The organism is Ruegeria sp. CJ6 (assembly GCF_056536665.1).
The window spans coordinates 925,810-946,840 of sequence record NZ_JBQFQB010000001.1 but is presented as its reverse complement, the minus strand read 5'-3'; the positions used below and the strand labels follow the sequence as shown (position 1 = coordinate 946,840).

Sequence of the window (21,031 nt, the reverse complement as noted above, 5' to 3'; positions counted from 1 at the left end):
AAAATACCGCCTGCGAAAGGTCCGCATCATGAGCACCCGTCTCGCAAAACATGGCCGTTTGATTGATCGGTCCAAAAAGGTCAACTTCACCTTCAACGGCACCTCGATGCAGGGCTACGAGGGCGATACGCTCGCGTCTGCCTTGCTGGCCAATGATCAGATGATGATGGGCCGGTCGTTCAAGTATCACCGCCCGCGCGGCGTGGTCGCTAGTGGCGCGGAAGAGCCAAACGCTCTGGTCGGTCTGGGTGAGGGCAACCGGTTCGAGCCGAACCAGCGCGCCACCACGACAGAGCTGTTCAATGGTCTGACATCCGCGTCACAGAACCACTGGCCGAACCTCGAGTTCGACATCGGCGCGATCAATACGCATCTGTCGCGGTTTCTGCCAGCCGGTTTCTATTACAAGATGTTCATCCATCCGAAACCGTTCTGGAAACATGTTTACGAGCCGTTTATTCGCCAGTCGGCGGGTTTGGGCAAAGCGCCCGACAAGGACAACCGTGACGCGGACACATACGAGCATTTTTACGCCTTCACCGATGTCTTGGTGATTGGTGGTGGTATCGCGGGATTGCAGGCCGCCAAGGTGGCAGCCCAAACCGGTGCCAAGGTGATGCTGATCGAACAGACTGCGCACTGGGGTGGTCGTGCTCCGGTTGATGGCGGAACCATCAATGGTGAGCCTGTGGATAAGTTCGTGGAACAATTGGTTTCCGAACTCGAAACAATGGACAACGTCACCATGCGCGATCGCTGCATGGGTGCGGGGGTCTATGACCACGGTTATGTACTGGGTTATGAGCGTCTGACAGATCACAAGCCGGGTGTTCAGGGGCCGCGTCACCGCCTGTGGCGCATTCGTGCGAAGCAGGTCGTGACCGCGACTGGTGCGATTGAGCGTCCGCTGTCATTCGCAGGCAATGATGTGCCTGGCGTCATGCTGGCCTCTGCCATGCGCGACTATGTGGTCAACTGGGGCGTGACGCCGGGTGACCGTGTCATCATCGCCACCAACAATGATGACGCCTACCGGACTGCAATTACCTTGAAGCAGGCCGGTGTCGATGTCCTGCGCGTGGTTGATGCGCGCGACACCGCCGGACCTCTGGCCGAAGAGGCGCGTCAGCTGGGTATCCGCGTCGATCCGGGCAAGGCGATCGCAAAGGTCAAAGGCGGCAAGCGGGTCAAGAAAGTTGCGATCTGCAATCAAGAGGGGATCGGAGGCGCCCGGGAAGAGGTCGAATGCGATGCAATTGCCATGTCAGGTGGCTGGTCTCCGGTCGTGCATATGTGGTCGCATTGCGGCGGTAAGCTGATCTGGGACGAGGTGAACGCGCATTTCCGCCCCGATCCTTCACGTCCTCCGCTGGGGGCCGACGGTGCAGGTTTTGTTCTGGCGGCAGGGGCTTCGAACGGCCCGCTGGCCCTGGGGGATGTCCTGAAGGATGCAGATACTGCCGGCAAAGCGGCAGCGAAGGCGGCCGGGTTCGCCGCGAAGCGCACCAAAGCGCCAGTTGGTGAGACTACGGCCGAGGCCCCAATGGCCGCTGTCTGGCTGATGCCTTCTAATGCCGAGATTGATCTGCGCATGAAATCGTGGCTGGACTTCCAGAACGACGTGAAAGTCTCGGACGTGCAACTGGCTGCGCGCGAGGGCTATGAAAGTGTCGAGCATACCAAGCGTTACACCACGCTGGGCATGGCAACGGATCAGGGTAAGTTGAGTAATATCAACGGTCTGGCAATCCTTGCTGATGCGCTGGATTCAGAGATCCCGAAGGTCGGTACCACCACCTTCCGCCCGCCTTATACTCCAATCTCGATGGCTTCGATTGGTGGTGAAGCGCGTGGTGAGGTGTTCCAGCCGATCCGTCAAACGCCGATGCATAACTGGCACGATAAAAACGGAGCCGATTGGGAGCCGGTCGGCCATTGGCGTCGAACCTATGCCTATGTCCGTCCCGGTGAATCCGTGCATGACGCGGTGAACCGAGAGGTTAAAAACACCCGCGAAAACCTCGGGCTGTTGGACGCTTCGACCCTCGGCAAGCTGATCGTCAAAGGCCCCGACGCAGGCAAGTTCCTGGACATGATGTACACCAACATGATGTCCACGCTGAAGGTCGGCAAATGCCGCTATGGCCTGATGTGTTCCGAGAATGGCTTCCTGATCGACGACGGCGTTGTTGCCCGCATCGATGAGGACACGTGGCTGTGCCACACCACCACCGGCGGGGCCGAGCGTATCCATGGCCACATGGAAGAATGGCTGCAGACCGAGTGGTGGGACTGGAAAGTCTACGTCGCGAACGTCACCGAGCAATATGCGCAGGTCGCCGTGGTAGGTCCGAACGCCCGCAAGGTACTTGAGAAGCTGGGCGGCATGGATCTGTCGAAAGAGGCGCTGCCCTTCATGGAATGGCGCGATGGCAAGATCGGCGCGTTCGACGCGCGGGCCTACCGTATCTCGTTCTCGGGTGAGCTGTCCTATGAGATCGCGGTCCCTGCAAGCCAAGGTCAGGCGTTCTGGGACGCTCTGATCGAGGCAGGGCAGGAGTTCGGAGTGATGCCATACGGCACCGAATGTCTGCATATTCTGCGTGCCGAGAAAGGCTTTATCATGATCGGCGATGAGACCGACGGCACCGTGATCCCGCAGGATCTGGGGCTGCACTGGGCGCTGTCCAAAAAGAAAGAGGATTACCTCGGAAAACGCGCCCATTCGCGGACCCATATGGCCGATCCTGAGCGCTGGAAACTGGTTGGTCTTGAGACTGTGGATGGATCGGTTCTGCCGGACGGTGCCTATGCGGTGGGCGAGGGCGTGAATGCGAACGGTCAGCGCAACATGATCGGTCGCGTAACTTCGACCTACTACTCGGCCAATCTGGGCAAAGGCATCGCCATGGGCCTGATCAAACACGGCCCCGACCGGATGGGCGAAGTGGTCGAGTTCCCGGGCACTGACGGCAAAACCTACAAGGCCAAGATCGTGGACCCGATCTTCTATGACAAGGACGGGGAGAAGCAGAATGTCTGAACCCATCAGCGCACTGAACCACGCCTCATATGATGGCATCGCCAAGATCGAGGAATGCGGCCTACAGGGCATGATCACACTGCGCGGTGATCTGTCGGATAAGGTACTGGCTAAGGCTGTCAAAGACGCCACCGGGCAGAAAGTGCCCGGTCAGCGTGAAGCGTTTGTGAATGGCGACACCGGTGTTTGCTGGATGTCCACCGACGAATTGCTGGTGCTTGTGCCTCATGCCGAGGTCGAGGCCAAACTGGCCGCGATGACCAACGCGCTAAGTGGTACGCACGCGCTGGCGGTCAACGTCTCCGACGCGCGGGCCGTATTCCGCGTTTCGGGCGCGAACGCGCGCGAGGTATTGGGCAAGCTGGCTCCGGTTGAGCTGTCGGCCGAGGCATTCCAACCCGGCCAGATCCGCCGTTCGCGTTTGGCGCAGGTGGCAGGTGCCTTCTGGATGGACGACGCTGAGACTTTCCGCATCGTCTGCTTCCGCTCTGCGGCGGACTATGCGTTCAAATTGCTGAAGGTTGCGGCGCAGCCCGGCAGCGAGGTCGGGGTTTATTAAGCCCTGATCGCCTGATGATATGTGGGTGAGGGGGCTTTGCCCCCTCGGCCTGCGGCCTCACTCCCAGGATATTTCTGTTTAGATGAAGGTCGGATCTCTGGTTCGGGTCTCAGGGGGTCGTGCTGAACAGGAATGTCGGGAACTGAGTGAGTGCACGCTGGCCCGTGAGGGCGGACTCACCGGTTTCGCGTGTGTGTGGGTCGTGGCATTGGCGATAGAAAGCCAGGTCTTCTGATAGTTTTTTCATGGCCGCGCTGCGGTTGTCTACGCTCAGATAAGGTGCGTGCGTTGAGAGAAACAGCGCAGGGTTATCTTTTTCTAACCAAGACAGCATAGAAGGCAGGACCGAAAATTCAGCGCCTTCGATATCCATTTTGACCAAAGAGACATCAGTCAGGTCGACGGATTCAGAAAATTGATCCCAACCGATGGTAAGTGCGTCGGTGCCATGGCTTCCTTCGTGGAGCAATGATGACGTTGAATCGCCTGCCTCTCCGTGCGCTGAAGCCATTCGTGTCACTCCAAACCCATCTGACAAGGCGATGCTGAAGGCTGATACGTTTCGGATGTCGTTCAGCTCTAGGTTCCAGACCAAATGGCGGTAAGCCACTGGGTCAGGCTCAAAACACCACACATGGCGAGCGCGGCGCGCGGCATAGAGGACCGTGGGGCCGATCCATGCACCGATATCAAGATAGTCCTTTTCGGGCGACAGATAGTGGTCCAGCACCGAAAATGTCTCAGGTTCCCACTCCCCGGCTGATACCTTGCGCCAGAATTTCGAGTGATAGGGGTCCAGGCGAAAGGGTTCACCGTTCAAGTTGCCCGCATAGTATCCGCGGGCGCGATAGAACATTTTGCGCGCCTGTGTCAGCATCGCGGACCTCCGGGTTTTTGTGTTGCGGCCCTTGACCTGCGGCGGCTGTCAAAGCATTTAACCTTTGGAACCGCAACATTCATTTTCAACAGGGGGCCGAGATGGCTTTTGAACTTCCTGATCTTCCTTATGCACATGACGCGCTGGCAGCCAAGGGTATGTCCGCGGAAACGCTGGAATATCACCATGACCTGCACCACAAGGCCTATGTCGACAACGGCAACAAGCTGATCGCCGGCACCGAGTGGGACGGCAAGTCACTGGAAGAGATCATCGTTGGCACATACGACGCAAATGCTGTCGCGCAGAACGGTATCTTCAACAACATCAGCCAGCTGTGGAACCACAACCAGTTCTGGGAGATGATGGGCCCCGGTGGCAACGCGATGCCCGGTGAGCTGGAGAAGGCTCTGACCGAGAGCTTTGGTTCGGTTGACGAATTCAAGTCGCAGTTCAGCGCTGCCGGTGCCGGTCAGTTTGGTTCCGGCTGGGCGTGGCTGGTCAAGAATGCCGACGGTTCGTTGGCAGTGACGAAAACTGAAAACGGCGTGAACCCGCTGTGCTTCGGTCAAACCGCACTGCTTGGTTGTGATGTGTGGGAGCACTCGTATTACATCGATTTCCGCAACAAGCGTCCGGCCTACCTGTCGAACTTCCTCGACAACCTGGTGAACTGGGAAAACGTAGCCTCGCGGATGTGATTTCCACTTGGTAGAACTTAATGAATGGCCCGCTGGCAGTGATGCTGGCGGGCTTTTTGTTATGAATTGATGGGTGGCCTGTAAAAACCTGCCGGTACGTCAACTTTCATTATCCCACCTATTGTGCACGGCCTTTCAGCACCTACGTAAAGTAGGCGGAGGGAGAGAACCGCCAATCAACCAAAAACCTATCAAAATGCGAGCGAAACACCAACGCCGCATCGTTAAACAGGTGTGTCTAAGGGACAGGCGAAGGCCAACCTAAGCGATACAGGAGATCACGAATGGCTGCACTTGAACAGGGAACATGGGTTATCATCGCCGATGGGGAAAAAGCGCTGGTGATGGAAAATATCACGGACGCACAGGACCCCAACTTGGTCGTCGTGTCGGTCGAAGAACAGGACGCAGCACCGACCAAGCCAAGTGACAGGGCAGGGCGGCGACCCGATACGGGACCGAACCAGAAATCTGCGGTTGAAGAGGAGACATGGAAGTCCCACGCAAAATCTCTGTTCGTTCAGGATGTGGCGAACCTTCTGAATCGCAAGGGGCTGAAAGGGGCCTATAAACGATTGGTGTTGGTTGCCAGTCCGCATGTTCTGGGCCTGTTGCGCCGTCGGCTGCACAGTGAAGTGCTGGCAAAGGTTGTGGCCGAGGTTGACAAAACACTCACAAACCACCCGTTGCACAAGGTCGAACGGATACTGAAGACCCGATTGGCGAAACCTGCCTAAACGAATACTGAGACTCGGGCGGTTTGCGCCGCCCGATTGCCAGTTTTTCTTAGTTCAGTAATTTGCGAAGCGCGGACATGGTCGCATCCGGTGTGTCGACCCAGGTGATGAATTCTGCCAGAGAACCATCTGCAAACCCCTGACCGATCAGTTGATTTAGCAGCGTGTGCAGCGTGTCCCAGTACCCGTCAACATTCATCACCAGAATGGGTTTGTCATGAAGCCCCAGTTGCCGCCATGTCAGTGCTTCGAAAAGTTCGTCCAATGATCCGGGGCCGCCGGGCAGGACAACTACGGCATCCGCGTTCATGATCATCACTTTTTTACGCTCGTGCATCGTCTCGGTCACGATGAACCGGGTAAGGTCGGTCTTGCCGACCTCGCGCTGAAGCAAGTGCACCGGGATCACCCCAAATGTATCGCCGCCGGACGATTGCGCTGCACGCGCGACCTCGCCCATAAGACCCACATCTCCGGCCCCGTAAACCAGCCGCCAGCCTTCGTTGGCCAACAAGGTTCCAAAGCTGTGGGCAGCGGCGGAGTAGGCAGGATTCACACCATTGCGTGACCCGCAATACACACAGACGGATTTCTGGGACATAGGTAGGGCTCTCTGCTCTTGTGTTAGGGGTTTTGACCCCTGATAGCGGGATTGATAGGTTGGCTCAACCGCTCCATGAAATGCGCGCCAAACTGGGCATTTCCCGGGCGGAGTGAAAGGAAAAGAATGAACGCCAAATCGGGAAGCGGAGGTTCTGGTACCTTCATATGGGGGCTGGTTGCCGGGATCGTTGTGGTGCTCGTTGCGGGCGGGTTGTACCTGTCCGGTCTGTTCGGCGAGCCGGAACAGCAGGCTGAGCAGGAAGCAACCGAAACATCCGAGCCGATTGCGGAGGTCGCCGAGCCGGAAACCCAGCCAGCGGAGGCGCAGCCCGAAAGCCAGGCGGCGGAAGCCGGCGAATCTGTTGCTGAAGACACACCGCCCGAGATTTCCGATCAAACTCCGGATAGCGAAGAAGCAGATGTTCCGGTTTTGGCCGCGCCGGTTCTGGATCAGATATTCGTTGAGTCCGATGGAAACGCGGTACTGTCCGGCAATGCCGAACCGGGGTCCGAGGTCAGTGTTCTGCTGGACGGTGAGACTGTTCACAGCTTCACCGTCGATGACAGCGGCCAGTTCGCCGAGTTTGTATCGATCCCGTTTGCAGACGACGCTCGCGGGCTTGTTCTTGAGACCCGGAAAGGCGAAGACACCAGCCGTTCAGATGATTATCTGATCGCGGCGCTGCCCGAACCGGCCCCACCGGCCGTGTCGGAGCCCGCTGCCGATGAGCCGGTCGAAGAGGTTGCCGAGGCACAGACGACGGATACGGAAACAACCGATCAGCAAGCAGCCAACCAAGCTGAAACCGAAGAGAATGAACCAGAAGTTGCAGGTGCCGCAACGCCACCTGTGAATGAGACCGCGCCTGCGACTGAAACTCAGCCGGAATCAGGCGACGCGCCTGACCAGCAGGTTGCGATCCTGCGCTCGGGCGAAGAAGGGGTTGAACTTTTGCAAGCACCCACTGTTCAGGATACGCCGCCAGAGCAGATTGCCCTGGACACGATTGGCTATTCGGACGCGGGTGATGTGGAATTGACCGGGCGGGCGCAGGATGGATCGGCCGTACGCTTGTATCTGGACAACCAGCTTGTGGCCGACATTGCACCAGCGACTGACGGGCAATGGCGCGGCGAGGTCGAGGGCATTGACCCCGGAGTGTACACTCTGAGGGTGGATGAGGTTGCCCCTGATGGCACTGTGGTCAGCAGGCTTGAGACACCGTTCAAACGCGAACCTGTTGAGGTCCTGCGCGCGACCGAAGCCACGGAACCGGGTGAGAATTCAACCGACGTTCCGGCCATCCGCTCGGTCACGGTTCAAAAGGGTGATACGCTTTGGGCGATCTCGCGCGACCGGTTTGGTGACGGTGTGCTGTATGTCAAACTATTCGAGGCTAACAAAGATTCGATCCGTGATCCTGACCTGATCTATCCAGGGCAGATTTTCACCATTCCTGAATAAACATGACCACTGGCCCAACCCGGGCCAGGGCTTTTCTCTGACCGCAGTTAAGGTACGTGATGAGACAACCATCCGCGATCAAAACCGACACGGACGAGCATCGTTCGGGCTGGCGAACCATCCGCAAGGTTTCGCCCTATCTTTGGCCCGAGGACGAGCCATGGGTGAAACGGCGTGTCATTTTGGCGATGGCGATGCTGGTGCTGGCCAAGCTGATCGCTGTGTATACTCCCATCCTGTACAAAGGTGCCGTGGATGGTTTGGCGGGCGAAGGTGTACCGCCGCTTGCGTTGGGTGCGATCGGATTGACCGTTGCCTATGGTGTGGCCCGCATGATGACTGTTGGCTTCCAGCAATTGCGGGATGCGTTCTTTGCACCGGTTGGGCAACGCGCGCTGCGAGCGCTGGCGCTTGAGACGTTCCAGCACATTCACCAGCTCTCGATGCGCTATCACGTGACCCGGCGCACGGGCGGTCTCAGCCGGATAATCGAGCGGGGCGTGAAAGGCGTTGAGTTTCTGTTGCGGTTTCTGCTGTTTTCAATCGGGCCGCTGATCCTGGAATTGCTTCTGGTGTCGATCATCCTGCTATGGTTATTCGACGTCTGGTATCTGGTCGTCGTTGCGGTGACGATTGCGCTTTACATATGGTTCACCTTTGCGGTGACCGAGTGGCGCGTGAAGCTGCGGCGCGAGATGAACGATCAGGATACCGAGGCCAACCAGCGCGCCATCGACAGCCTGCTGAACTTCGAAACAGTCAAGTATTTCAATGCCGAAACCCGCGAAGCCGAACGGTATGATGTTTCGATGAAAGGTTACGCGAAGGCTGCGCTGAAGACGGCCTATTCGCTGGCATTCCTGAATTTTGGTCAGTCGTTCCTGATCACATGTGGCCTGATTGGCGTGATGGTTCTGGCTGCAATGGGCGTGCAGAAGGGGGCGCTGACCGTCGGCGATTTCGTGATGGTTAATGCTTACATGATCCAGATAACCGTACCGCTGAATTTTCTTGGCACGGTGTACCGCGAAATTCGTCAGTCACTGGTGGATATGGGGCAGATGTTTGATCTGTTGGAACAGCCAGCAGAAGTGATGGACAAACCCTGCGCCCCGAACCTGAAGGTAAATGGTGGGGAGGTCACGCTTGAAGATGTCCGCTTTGGATACGAGCCTGATCGCGAAATCCTCAAGGGCATTTCCCTGACCGTACCAGCCGGTCAGACCGTTGCGATTGTAGGCGCCACCGGGTCTGGGAAATCCACAATCGGGCGGCTGCTATTTAGGTTTTACGATGTCACCGGCGGGTCGCTGAAAATCGACGGGCAGGATGTGCGCGATGTTAGCCAGTCAAGCCTGCATGCCTCGATCGGTGTCGTTCCGCAGGATACGGTCCTGTTCAATGACACGATTCGATACAATATCGCTTATGGGCGCGAAGGCGCGACCCAGCAGGATGTAGAGACCGCCGCCAAATCCGCGCAGATTCATGATTTCATCGTCAGCCTGCCAGAAGGATACGATACCAAGGTCGGCGAACGCGGCCTGAAACTATCAGGCGGTGAAAAGCAACGCGTCGGCATCGCCCGAACCTTGCTAAAAAACCCACCGATCCTGTTGTTGGACGAGGCGACCTCGGCCTTGGATACGGATACCGAGCAGGACATCAAAGATGCTTTGGCCCGGGCGGGTGAGGGGCGGACGGTGATCACCATCGCACACCGCCTTAGCACCATTGCCGAGGCCGATCGGATAGTCGTTCTGGAACGTGGTGAGATCATCGAGCAGGGCACGCATGATGAGCTGCTCAGCCGCGAAGGGCGATATGCCCAGCTATGGAACCGTCAACAGGCCGACAGCGAAGCGGCCTAGGCCCGACAGCCTTGACTGCCAATGATAGTGCGGATCGGTTCGAAAAGAAAATCGGCTGCTGTGGTACGGTTTCCGTTTGACGCGGATCCGCCGCCGCGACACTTTGCAGACCGAAACACAGACAAGGAAAAACTTCATGAAAATGCGAGCAGCAGCAGCGTTGACTGCAACACTGTTGATGGCCACTTCGGCGGCAGCCGAGGATCTGGAATTCTTGATTATCAACGAAACCAGCTATGACCTGGTTGAGTTCAACGTGTCTCCGGCCTCGTCCGGCAGCTGGGAAGGCAACCTGCTTGAGGGTGGTTATTTGGGCGCGGATTTCGAAGTGGACGTCCTTATTGCGGACGGGCTGACCACCTGTGTCTATGACATCCGTGGTGTTTTCAGTGACGGAGAATCGATTGAAGACTATGGTCTGAACCTGTGCGATCTGGGCGAATACGCGTTCGTCGAGTAACGGCCATGCCAGAAACGAAAAGGCGAGCCCTTGGGCTCGCCTTTTTTTTATTCCGCCGCCTTCAGCGGTGTTGTCGGGGGATGATCGGGGCGGTCGTCCTGAGCGCTCTGATCAGGGGCAGCTTTGTCCTGTTCATCGGTCCAGATCATTTCGGCTGCTTGCACATCTCGCGCGCTTTGGCCGATTGCCATGTCCTGCGCGATTTGGCTGGATCGACCCGCCGTGGCGCGTGCCAGCGCCTTACCCAGCCATACCGCGTAGGTTGTGACCCACACTCGCAGCGCCAGGAATGACGGCGTCACGATCAGTGTCAACACCGTGGCCGTACCCAGTCCAAAGACCACCGCCGTGGCCAGCTGTTTCCACCACAATGCCGTGGGGCTGTCGATCGAATACCCTCCGCCGATGAAATCCAGCGACAGGCCGAACATCATCGGGGTCAGACCCGCCATTGTTGTCAGCGTAGTCAGCAGAACCGGACGGATGCGCGCCTCAGCCGTGCGGACGATGGCATCAATGCGAGACATGTAGCCGCTATATTCCTGATAGGTGTCGATCAGAACAATGTTGTTGTTCACCACGATACCGGCCAACGCCACGATCCCGGTCCCGGTCATGATGATCGAGAACGGTTGTTGCATTACCATCATGCCCAGCAATACGCCGGTCGTAGACAGAACCACGGCCAGCAGCACCAGCACCGAGTTGTAGAACGAGTTGAACTGCGCCAGCAGGATCACGAACATCAGACCCAGTGCTGCCAGGAATGCGCTGGACAGGAACGCCTGGCTTTCAGCCTGATCCTCCTGATCGCCGGTCCATTCCCAAGTGATGGTGCGACCAAAAGGATCGGTTTCCAGCCACTCGGTCAGCACGGCAATCCGTTCGTTCGGATTGATCAGGGCAAACCGAGCGTCACCGCTTTCGATGGCGGACCGCACTTCACCCACGTTCTCGGCACCCGTTAGTTGAACGAGTTCGAACTCTGCCCCGTCCGCGCTGGTAATCGTGGTGCCAGTTGGTGTGGCACCTTCGCCAATCGCGCGCACGGTTGCCAAACGCAGCTCTGCACCGTCAGGACCGGTGGTCACGATCTTGCTCAGCCCAGGCTCGACATCCGCTTTAACGTCATAGTAGCGCTGTTGATCCGCGCGATTGATCTCGGCGAGCTTAGCCACGGGTTTGCGGGTGACGAAGTTCGACAGGGGGACCAACCCGTCCGGTGTGCGAACTTTCAGCGTATCCAGCGTTGACAGGACGCGATCCTGATCAGGTAAGCGGACACGGATTTCTACCTCTTCATCGGTTGAATCCGGTCGCATTTCACCCAGCAAGATGCCACGCGTCACAAGCTGTACCATCGCGCCAACGGTTGCGACGTCCGCGCCGAATCGACCCGCCTTGGCCACGTCCACGTCGATCTGCCAGTCGATGCCGGGCAGAGGCAGGGTGTCCTCGATCTTGATCAAGCCGGGTGTGGTGTCAAAGGCTTCTCGTGCTGTGACGGTCGCGGCCGTCAGATCCTCCCAGCTATCGCCTTTGATGCGCAGATGAACGGGCTTGGCGGAAGCGGGACCTTGTTCCAGCGCCTGAAGATCAACGATAAAGCCAGGAAGGGTTGCCAGCTCTGCGGTTAGTTCGTCCAGAACAAAATTGCCGTCATATTCCGCCGCGACCTCTTCCTTTGCAAAGCCAAGTAGACCTGCAATCGGTCCCCAGAACCAACCGGTAATCTGTTCAGAGCTGATTGGGCGATCTTCCCAAGGAATGAGCTCGAACTGTACGCGACCAATTGTGTCGGCGGGGGCTTCTGCACCGCCATTGTTCTGATTGAGCCCGCCTTCGCCCGCAAAGGCAAATACGTTGATCACCGCCGGGTGTTCGCTGATTACGCGCTCGGCCTCAAGAACCATTTCGTCCTTTTCAGCCAGAGACAGGTTGCCGCGTGCCCGGACATAGGCCGTGGCCTGTTCCGGTTCGCTTTCCACGAAGAATTCAACACCGCGAGAGTTTTGCGGGAATATGATGAATGCGACCCAAAACACCGCCGCAAAGACGACTGCGATGGACACCACCGGCATGACCGGATTGCCGACCAGGAACTTGATCACATAACCGAAGGGCGTGTGCTCTTTAGCGGTATGAACATGTTCATCCGGGGCGCGTTCGATCTTGGCAGCACTCAGCGTGACCGACCCAGCGAAGGCGCCGAACAGAAACAGTAGCACGCCAGCAAGTGAACCGCCGGGCAGCAGATAGTTGGGGTTCAAAACCTGCATCGCGCCGAGGAAGATCATATATAGTGAAGGCGGCACCAGAAGCACTCGCAGCCACCAAGGCGTGCGGGCTCGCAGCCAGTTCGAGCTGCGCTCGAAACTGCGGCTCATACGGCCCGAGACACCGCCCACGACCGGCAGGTAGATCAGTGCCACAATCAGCGAGGCCGACAGAACGAAGATCAGCGTGATGGGCAGCATCTTCATGAACTCGCCGGGAATACCGGGCCAGAACAACATCGGAAGAAATGCACACAGGGTCGTGGCCGTCGACGAAACAATCGGCCAGAACATCCGTTGCGCCGCCTCGACATAGGCGTGCATCGGACCAACGCCTTCTTTAATGCGCTTGTCGGCATATTCCACAACAACGATGGCGCCATCGACCAGCATGCCCACGGCAAGGATCAGGCCAAACATCACCATATTCGAGATGGTGACCCCGATCATCGCGAGGAAGGCGAAGCACAACAGAAACGAGGTTGGAATGGCAAAACCCACCAACAACGCGGCGCGTGTTCCCAACGAAGCCAGCACCACGATCATCACGAGCGCGACGGCGGTCAGAACCGATCCTTCAAGCTGGCGCACCATTGAATCGACGATGCGGCTTTGGTCGTTTGAGGTGCCCACATCGACAGCGGCCTGCAGTTCGGCTGGCCACTTGATTTGTTCTTCGGCGACAGTGGCTTTGATCAGCGCAACGGTGTCGATCAGATTGAAGCCCTTGCGCTTGACGACCTGCAGCGCGACGGTGGGTTCGCCGTTGAACCGGGCCGTGCCCGCGCGGTCTTCAAACGTATAGTTGATTTCGGCCAGTTCGCCTAAGGTGACCACACGGTCTCCGTTGACCTTTACGGGCAGGCCATAGACGTCCTGAGCAGTCTTAAATGACGACGGGATCTTGACCGAGAACGTGCCCTGTTCGGTCTCGACCTCACCTGCCGCAATCAGTTGGTTGTTGTTTTGCACAACGTTGATCAGTTCGGCGGCCGTGACGTTGTAGGCCTCAAGCCGCAGCGGATCGATCACGACCTCAAGCATTTCATCGCGGTTTCCGGCAATGCCAGCTTCCAGCACTGCGTCCAACGCCTCAAGTTCGTCCTGCAGATCTTTGGCAACGCGTGCCATTGTACGCTCAGGTACCGGGCCGGTCAGGTTAACAATGACGATGGGAAACTCGGAGAAGTTGACCTCGGTAATCGTGTATTGCTCAGCCCCATCAGGGAAATCAGCTTGCGCGGTGTTCATGGCATCGCGAACATCCGCGATGGTGGCGGATTTGTCCCAACCGAACTCGAACTCCAGCAGAATACCTGCGTAGCCCTCGGCGGCGGTGGCCGTCATCGTGTCCAACCCGTCGAGATCGGCCATCTCGGTTTCCATCGGCCTGATCAGCAGGCTTTCGCTGTCCTCGGCTGAAATCCCTGGAAACTGCACCGAAACGAAGAGCATCGGGATATCGATGTCGGGTTCACCCTCTTTTGGGAGCCCGACATAAGCATACCCGCCGATAACCAGCGAAATCGCGATGAAAGCCAGCACCATTCTGGCACGGCTTGCGGCCCAACTGACGATACCCGTCATTGCGATACTTCCCTGTATGTCGGCGCGACCGTCACACCACGTGTGACGAATTCCTGCCCGATCACGATGATATCAGCAGTTTCCGGCAGGCCACCAACCCATACACCATCAGCGGTGTCACGCAGAAGGCGGATCGGAACAAAATCAACGACATTGTCGGCTACCACGGTGCGAACACCAAGCTCACCTTCATTGTTCAAGGTCAGTGCGGATTGGGGCAGCAGATGTGCCTTGACCCCTTCGGCCGCGATCTGAATGTTGGCGGTTTGCCCGTCACGGATCAGCAGTTCCGGGTTTGGCACTGTGATCTCGACCTCGAATGTCCGCGTGGTTTCATCGGCCGAACGGCTGAGGAAGGTCACGCGCCCCTCGACCTGCAGACCCGTAACCAACTGCGCAGTTGCCATCGATCCGACAATGATCCGATTCACTTCTGATTCAGGAACAAAACCCACCAGCTTGATCGGATCGAGCTGGATGACGGTTGCGCAGAGCGAGCCGGGCTGCATCAGGCTGCCCAATTCCGCAGTATCACTTTCAAGCAGACCCTTGAACGGTGCGCTGATGGTCAGGCGATCAATCTCGCGCTGGGCGGCTGCAACTGCTGCGGTGGCGGCTTCAATCCCAGCTTGCGTAGCTTCCAGACCAGCCTCGGCGGATTTGATTCCGGCCTCGGCAGTGCTCATTTCGGCTTCGCTCGAGATACGGCGCGTTTCTGATCCAAACCCGGTTTCCGACAGCTTGCGGGCTGCTTTTAGATTGATTTCGGCTTCAGCCAAACGGGCGTGAGCTTCTTCCAGGCGCGCTTCGGCCTCGGGAACGCGGCTTTCGGCCTCAAGCTTGGCTGCCATGGCTTCGGCCAGGCTCGCGGGCCGGGTTCCGGGGTCAAGCTCGCACAGCAGATCTCCTGCTTCGACAAAAGCTCCTTTGCGCTTGGGCTCGGACAGGACTGTCGAAATGGTTTCGGCAAGGACCTCGACCTGGCGGTTTGCCTTGGTCTGACCCCGTAATTGAACGGCGCTGCCGATCTCGCGCGCAGTCGAGCGCAGCACGACAACGCCGATCGAGTCCGGTGATTGCACCGATTCCGAGGCCTCGGTCGCGGTCTCGGATGGCTCGTCTCCGCGACCGGCAAAAGCAAACAGCGCGTCGCGCTCGAAAACAAGAAAATACAACGCAACAATAACCAAAATGGCGTTAACGAATGAAATCAATCGCATGCGGTAGAGTCTCCAGATCTGTTCGCGCGGTCGGCTTTAGCCGCTATCCCTTAAAATGGGGCTGTGGCCATGTCTTTTCCATACTGAACTGAATAGTTCGGTTTAGTTTTTTACGCAAGGGTCACCCACATGGTGGCAAATGTATGAATTCGGGCACTTGGCTTGGCCTGATCGCCGGGGTATGACATGGCGCTAGAAAACCGGACACTTAAGCCTGGGGGCAGGGATGAGCGACGCCGACAGTTTTATTGAAGAGGTCACCGAAGAGGTGCGCCGCGATCGCATGTACCTTCTTTTGCGCCGTTGGGGCTGGGTCGGTGTGCTGGCTGTCGTGGCCATTGTCGGGGGCGCTGCGTTCAACGAATACCGAAAAGCACGTGATACCAACCAGGCCGAGGCTCTGGGTGATGCGATTCTGTCGGCGCTGGCTGAAAACGGATCGGCCGAACGGGCACAAAGCCTGCAGGCGATCGATGCTGCGTCTGTCGGCGGTGACGCGGTTTTGAACATGTTGCTGTCCGCCTCTCAGGCCGAGGCCGGATCGGCGCAAGATGCGGTGAACAGTCTGAACGCGATCGCCACGCAGGGGGATTTGCCTGAAATCTATCGCGCGATTGCAAGTTTCAAGGCATTGCTACTGCAAACTGACACGATGCCAGTGGCGGATCGTCGTCAACAGTTCGAAGCGCTGGCCATACCTGGTGCTCCTTTGCGTCTGCTCGCCGAAGAACAATTGGCCCTGATCGATGTGGCCGAGGGCAATAAGCAAGCCGCTTTGGACCGTTTGCAGGCGTTGCGCCAGGACGCCGAGGCCAGCGTCGATCTGCAACAGCGCGCGGCTCAACTGATCGTCGCGCTTGGGGGCGAACCCGAGCCCGTGGCGAACCAGCAGGGTTAACCGGCAGCGAAACGGAACATCACAGGCGAGTTTGTAGATTATGCTATCACGTTATTTCTCATGCTTCGGATTGCCGGTTGCGGCAGCCGCGCTCACCGTTCTCAGCGCCTGTCAGGAACCCGAAGTCATTCTGCCGGGTGAGCGTGAGGATATTCGTGCCTCCATCGACAACGAAACCGTTGAAACCCGTGGGGCCAAACCGATCAGTATTCCGGCTCAAAGCCGCAACGCCAACTGGTCGCAAAGCGCGGGTACACCCGCCTTCCGCACTACAAACGCAGCGCTGAGTGCCACACCGCAGCGTATTTGGTCTGCTAACATTGGGTCCGGCGATAGCCGAAAACAGCGGATCACCGCAGACCCTGTTGTTGCTGGTGGCCTGATATATACGCTCGATTCCGGGGCAAATGTCTCGGCTGTTACGCCCCAAGGGCAGGTCGCCTGGAGCACAAACCTGATCCCGCCGAATGAAAAGGACGGGGATGCCACAGGCGGAGGGCTCGCCTATGCCGACGGTGTGCTTTATGTCTCGTCGGGTTTCGGTAGGTTGACCGCGCTCGATGCGAAATCCGGGGCGCAAAGGTGGCAGAAACGTCTGAATGCAACTGGCAGCGGTGCTCCTTTGGTTAGCGGCGGCATACTCTATCTGGTGGCCGGGGACGAAACCGGTTGGGCGGTGAATACCAAGGATGGGCGGATCATCTGGCAAATCGAAGGCACGCCGAGCGTCGGCAACGTTCTGGGTGCACCTGCTCCCGTGATTGCCTCGGACCTGTCAGTCTTTGCCTTTGGATCGGGTGATGTCGCGGCAACATTCCGCCGGGGTGGTATTTTACGCTGGAACGCGTCCGTTGCAGGCGGGCGTCGGGGCCGAGCGGCAGCTCAGATCGTGGATGTGACCGCCGGGCCCATGGTGTCGGGTAGTTCGGTCATAATCGGCAACCATTCGGGGCGCACGGTCTCGTTCGACGGGAATTCGGGTGAGCGGAACTGGACTGCACCGGAGGGGGCCGTTGATACAGTCTGGCCGGCGGGGAACAGTGTTTTTCTGATCAGTGATCGCAGTCAATTGGTACGGTTGGATGCCGCCGATGGCTCGACTGTCTGGGCCATCGATCTGCCGGGCTTCGTCAAGAACAAGCCGGGCCGCCGGGGTCCGATCTTTGCCCATTACGGCCCGATCATGGCCGGTGGACGCCTTGTCGTGGCTTCGAACGACGGCTATCTGCGCTTCTTCAATCCCGTCGACGGAGCGCTGGTGCATCAGGTCGAAGTGCCGGGTGGCGCGACCACGGCACCGGTTGTGGCGGGTCAGACGCTGTATGTTGTGTCGACCAAGGGCGAACTGCACGCTTTCCGTTGACGACAAGATGCGTTAAAGGGCGCATCTTGAGTCTTGAAAGTTGAGTATCATGTCGCTGACCCTCGCCATCGTGGGGCGCCCGAATGTGGGCAAATCCACTCTGTTCAATCGCCTTGTGGGCAAACGCCTGGCATTGGTCGACGACCAGCCCGGCGTAACGCGTGACCTGCGCGAAGGTGAAGGGCGGCTGGGCGACTTGCGTTTTACCGTGATCGACACGGCGGGTCTTGAGGACGCAACCGATGACAGCTTGCAAGGTCGGATGCGCCGCCTGACCGAGCGTGCAGTGGACATGGCCGATGTATGCCTGTTCATGATTGACGCGCGGGTGGGCTTGACGCCCACGGACGAAATGTTCGCCGAGATTCTGCGTAAGCGCTCCAAACACGTGATCCTGGCAGCGAACAAGGCCGAAGGGAACGCGGCTGATGCGGGCGTGCTTGAAGCATACAACCTTGGCCTTGGCGAGCCGGTGCGTCTGTCGGGCGAACATGGCGAGGGGATGACGGACCTCTATGCGCAGTTGATGCCACTGGCTGACGCGGCTGAAGAGGCGCGCGTAGAAGAGACACCGCAAACCGATATCGAGCTGGACGAAGACGGGGAAGGCGAAGCCCCGCTGATCACCGCTGACAAACCCCTGCAAGTCGCAGTAGTTGGCCGTCCGAATGCCGGTAAATCCACCCTGATCAACAAGATCATCGGCGAGGATCGATTGCTGACCGGCCCCGAGGCCGGGATCACGCGCGACGCGATCAGCTTGCGGATCGACTGGGCCGACCCTGATGGGGACAGCACCCCGATGCGGATTTTTGATACCGCCGGAATGCGGAAGAAGGCCAAGGTGCAGGAGAAGCTTGAGAAACTCTCGGTTTCCGACGGGCTGCGCGCAGTCAAGTTTGCCGAGGTCGTCGTCGTGTTGCTGGATGCGGCTATCCCATTCGAGCAACAGGACCTGCGCATTGCCGATCTGGCCGAACGTGAGGGTCGTGCTGTGGTCGTCGCCGTCAACAAATGGGATATCGAAGAAGACAAACAGGAAAAGCTGCGCGATCTGAAAGAATCCTTCGAACGCTTGCTGCCGCAGTTGCGTGGTGCTCCTTTGATCACAGTCTCGGCTAAAACAGGCCGCGGTCTGGAACGTCTGCGCGCCGCGATCCTGCGTGCCCATGATGTTTGGAACCGCCGGGTGCCGACCGCAGCGCTGAACCGTTGGCTGACCGCCATGTTGGAACAGCACCCGCCGCCCGCGCCGCAGGGGCGCCGGATCAAGCTGCGGTATATGACGCAGGCCAAGACCCGTCCGCCGGGGTTTGTGGTCATGTGCTCGCACCCTGACAAGATGCCTGACAGCTATTCGCGTTATCTGGTCAATGGCCTGCGCGAGGATTTTGATATGCCGGGCACTCCGATCCGCCTGACTTTGCGCGGGCAAGGGGACAAGAACCCCTACAAAGGGCGGCGCAAGAAAAACGCAGGCGCACTGGCCAAGCATCTCAAGGGACGGGCGTAACTGCGCTAATTTCAAGCATTTTCAGAGAGGGGGCGTGACAGCCCCGTTTCTGCGCGTTAGCATTCAAGCACGTGCATTTGTTTTGCACGTGCTGCTTGTTTGCGGGATCTCCGCACTTAATTTTGAATTTGTGATTGGTCGGACCTCCGTGGGGAGCGGGCGTGATGGATCTGAGAGAATATACAAGACAATACGCGGTACAGGACAACAAGCTTGCCGCGCTAAGTTATTTCGGAACATTCGCGGTGTATTTCGCATCGCTTACATTGGCGATCACCTATGTCGACCGCTGGTACATCATGATCCCGGCCGGGATCGTTTTTGCCTTCTCTGCCGTGCGTCTCTATGTTCTGCAGCATGATTGCGGGCACCATTCGTTGTTCGAGACGCGCGAGCAGAACGAATGGGCTGGCCATGGGTTGTCGCCCTTCACATTTGCCCCGTTCGAGGTGATGAAGCAGAACCACAATCTGCATCACGCCGGAATCGGCAACCTCGAGCATCGCGAGACTGGTGAAATCCACACCATGACGCTGCGCGAATGGAACGAGGCGGATTGGAAAAAGCGTTTGTTTTACCGACTGTATCGGAATCCCTTCATTCTGGTGCCGGTTGGCGCGCTATTCACATACTTCATCCGCTATCGCTGGCCAAAGAACACCGTGCGGTTCGGTGTGATGGGCGTGGTGCTGCACAACCTCTCGATTGTTGTGTTTTTGGGACTGCTGTATTTGATCGCCGGTGCCACCGGCATTCTGGTCTGGCTGGTGTTTTCGCTGCTGGGCGGGATGCTTGGGGTGTTCCTGGTGTATTTGCAGCACAATTTCGAAGACACCTACTGGGATCGCCGCCCCGAACTGGATCCGAAGCTGGCTGCGTTGGAGGGGTCCTCGGCGCTGGATTTCGGCTGGTGGTTCGATAATGCGGTAGCCTGCATCACATTGCATGACATCCACCATTTCAATGCCCGCATCCCATCTTACCGGCTGCGCGCGTGCCACTATAACCTGCCGCCAGAATATACACCGCGACGGATCAAGTTCCCCGAGGCAGTGGCAGCGCTGAATCTGAAACTATGGGATGAAGATGCCAAAAGACTTGTCCCATTTCCCAGCCGAACTGCAGGCCATCGCCTGGCCGAAAGCGGGTAACCTCCTATCTAATTCTGGAATTGGCGCTCTCGCAGGAACGTATGTGCTGTGCGTTTGCAATCTGGGGGAGTTAACGAAAGGAAACGAAATGACCGCAGTTACTGAGGTGCGTGGCGTAGGGCCAGCGCTGGCAAAGGCCTTGAATGCAAAGGGCTACAAAACAGCAGAAGCCATTGCTAAGGCCAAACCGGAAGATCTGTCCGGCACCCCGCGCGTCGGTTCCACCCGCGCAGCTAAGCTGATCGCGGCTGCGAAAGAAGTCGTTGATGCCAAGCCCAAGCCCGCGCCCCGCGCTGCCACCCGCAAGCCTGCAGAGCGGAAATCGGCTGTGCAGCGCGCGACAGCCAAAAGCAATGCGGCTGCGAACAAGGCCGAGGCCGAGCGTAAGGCGGCAAAGGAGCGCGCGGCGGCAGAACAGGCCGCTGCCGAGGCGAAGGCAAAGAAAAAGGCGAAAGCCAAGGCGAAGGCTGAAAAGGCCGCCAAGAAGAAGTCTGAAATGGAGGCGGTGTTTTCCAAAGCCAAGGAAAAGGTCAAGGAAAAGTCCAAGAAGGGTAAGAAAAACAAGAAGCCCAAAAAAGACGTTAAGAAAAAGGACGCCAAAAAGAGGGACGATAAGAAGAAGTCCGACAAGAAGCCCGGAAAGAAGAAAGATAAGAAAAAGGCGAAGAAGTGATACTTCTCCGCCTTGTCTGATCGGAAACCGGCGC

At 58.0% G+C, this 21,031-nt stretch carries 16 protein-coding genes; 12 read left to right on the top strand and 4 right to left on the bottom strand.

Annotated features, from left to right (window positions below; translation table 11 throughout):
- Nucleotides 1-28 precede the first annotated feature (28 nt).
- Nucleotides 29-3,043 carry a sarcosine oxidase subunit alpha family protein gene (locus ACR0BT_RS04760; RefSeq protein ID WP_480762616.1) on the top strand — a complete coding sequence of 1,005 codons (3,015 nt, stop codon included), beginning with the start codon at nucleotides 29-31 and terminating at the stop codon, nucleotides 3,041-3,043.
- Nucleotides 3,036-3,602: a sarcosine oxidase subunit gamma gene (locus tag ACR0BT_RS04755; RefSeq protein WP_480762615.1), complete on the top strand. Its 567-nt coding sequence runs from the start codon at nucleotides 3,036-3,038 to the stop codon at nucleotides 3,600-3,602. The genes ACR0BT_RS04760 and ACR0BT_RS04755 overlap by 8 nt, the downstream gene beginning before the upstream one ends.
- 109 nt (nucleotides 3,603-3,711) lie before the next feature.
- On the opposite strand, the gene ACR0BT_RS04750 is transcribed toward ACR0BT_RS04755, so the two are convergent.
- The gene (locus tag ACR0BT_RS04750; protein ID WP_170663719.1) at nucleotides 3,712-4,479 is read right to left on the bottom strand and encodes an FkbM family methyltransferase; all 768 of its coding nucleotides are present in this window, start codon (nucleotides 4,477-4,479) and stop codon (nucleotides 3,712-3,714) included.
- 101 nt (nucleotides 4,480-4,580) lie between these two features.
- On the opposite strand from ACR0BT_RS04750, the gene ACR0BT_RS04745 reads away from it, so the two are divergent.
- Nucleotides 4,581-5,180: a superoxide dismutase gene (locus ACR0BT_RS04745; protein ID WP_113789565.1), complete on the top strand. Its 600-nt coding sequence runs from the start codon at nucleotides 4,581-4,583 to the stop codon at nucleotides 5,178-5,180.
- A gap of 284 nt (nucleotides 5,181-5,464) precedes the next feature.
- Nucleotides 5,465-5,917, top strand: coding sequence for a baeRF12 domain-containing protein (locus ACR0BT_RS04740; protein WP_170396355.1), 453 nt, complete (start codon nucleotides 5,465-5,467; stop codon nucleotides 5,915-5,917).
- Between the two features lie 49 nt (nucleotides 5,918-5,966).
- On the opposite strand, the gene ACR0BT_RS04735 is transcribed toward ACR0BT_RS04740, so the two are convergent.
- The gene (locus ACR0BT_RS04735) at nucleotides 5,967-6,518 is read right to left on the bottom strand and encodes a TIGR00730 family Rossman fold protein (RefSeq protein ID WP_170396357.1); all 552 of its coding nucleotides are present in this window, start codon (nucleotides 6,516-6,518) and stop codon (nucleotides 5,967-5,969) included.
- Nucleotides 6,519-6,644: 126 nt separating this feature from the next.
- Here ACR0BT_RS04735 and ACR0BT_RS04730 point away from each other — a divergent pair, with 126 nt between their 5' ends.
- From ACR0BT_RS04730 to ACR0BT_RS04720, 3 genes are all read left to right on the top strand, one after another.
- Nucleotides 6,645-7,985 (top strand): LysM peptidoglycan-binding domain-containing protein, encoded by a 1,341-nt coding sequence (locus ACR0BT_RS04730; protein WP_480762614.1) that lies wholly within the window; start codon nucleotides 6,645-6,647, stop codon nucleotides 7,983-7,985.
- Between the two features lie 59 nt (nucleotides 7,986-8,044).
- A complete protein-coding gene (locus ACR0BT_RS04725) occupies nucleotides 8,045-9,856 on the top strand; it encodes an ABCB family ABC transporter ATP-binding protein/permease (protein ID WP_480762613.1) in 1,812 nt (603 codons plus the stop codon).
- 136 nt (nucleotides 9,857-9,992) lie between these two features.
- Nucleotides 9,993-10,316, top strand: coding sequence for a hypothetical protein (locus tag ACR0BT_RS04720; protein ID WP_170422282.1), 324 nt, complete (start codon nucleotides 9,993-9,995; stop codon nucleotides 10,314-10,316).
- Between the two features lie 47 nt (nucleotides 10,317-10,363).
- On the opposite strand, the gene ACR0BT_RS04715 is transcribed toward ACR0BT_RS04720, so the two are convergent.
- On the bottom strand, nucleotides 10,364-14,179 hold the full coding sequence (locus ACR0BT_RS04715; RefSeq protein ID WP_480735841.1) for an efflux RND transporter permease subunit: 3,816 nt from the start codon (nucleotides 14,177-14,179) through the stop codon (nucleotides 10,364-10,366).
- Nucleotides 14,176-15,399, bottom strand: a complete 1,224-nt coding sequence (locus tag ACR0BT_RS04710) for an efflux RND transporter periplasmic adaptor subunit (protein ID WP_170403249.1) — start codon at nucleotides 15,397-15,399, stop codon at nucleotides 14,176-14,178. The genes ACR0BT_RS04715 and ACR0BT_RS04710 overlap by 4 nt, the downstream gene beginning before the upstream one ends.
- Nucleotides 15,400-15,625: 226 nt before the next feature.
- On the opposite strand from ACR0BT_RS04710, the gene ACR0BT_RS04705 reads away from it, so the two are divergent.
- The 5 genes from ACR0BT_RS04705 to ACR0BT_RS04685 all read left to right on the top strand — a co-directional run bounded on the left by ACR0BT_RS04705 (nucleotide 15,626) and on the right by ACR0BT_RS04685 (nucleotide 20,997).
- Nucleotides 15,626-16,297, top strand: a complete 672-nt coding sequence (locus tag ACR0BT_RS04705; protein WP_480762612.1) for a hypothetical protein — start codon at nucleotides 15,626-15,628, stop codon at nucleotides 16,295-16,297.
- 40 nt (nucleotides 16,298-16,337) lie between these two features.
- On the top strand, nucleotides 16,338-17,660 hold the full coding sequence (locus ACR0BT_RS04700; protein ID WP_480762611.1) for a PQQ-like beta-propeller repeat protein: 1,323 nt from the start codon (nucleotides 16,338-16,340) through the stop codon (nucleotides 17,658-17,660).
- A gap of 49 nt (nucleotides 17,661-17,709) precedes the next feature.
- On the top strand, nucleotides 17,710-19,173 hold the full coding sequence (gene der, locus ACR0BT_RS04695; RefSeq protein WP_170396374.1) for a ribosome biogenesis GTPase Der: 1,464 nt from the start codon (nucleotides 17,710-17,712) through the stop codon (nucleotides 19,171-19,173).
- A 164-nt stretch (nucleotides 19,174-19,337) separates the two neighbouring features.
- On the top strand, nucleotides 19,338-20,324 hold the full coding sequence (locus tag ACR0BT_RS04690; RefSeq protein WP_170396376.1) for a fatty acid desaturase: 987 nt from the start codon (nucleotides 19,338-19,340) through the stop codon (nucleotides 20,322-20,324).
- Nucleotides 20,260-20,997, top strand: a complete 738-nt coding sequence (locus ACR0BT_RS04685) for a helix-hairpin-helix domain-containing protein (protein ID WP_480762610.1) — start codon at nucleotides 20,260-20,262, stop codon at nucleotides 20,995-20,997. Before ACR0BT_RS04690 ends, ACR0BT_RS04685 begins: the two co-directional genes overlap by 65 nt.
- Nucleotides 20,998-21,031 lie beyond the last annotated feature (34 nt).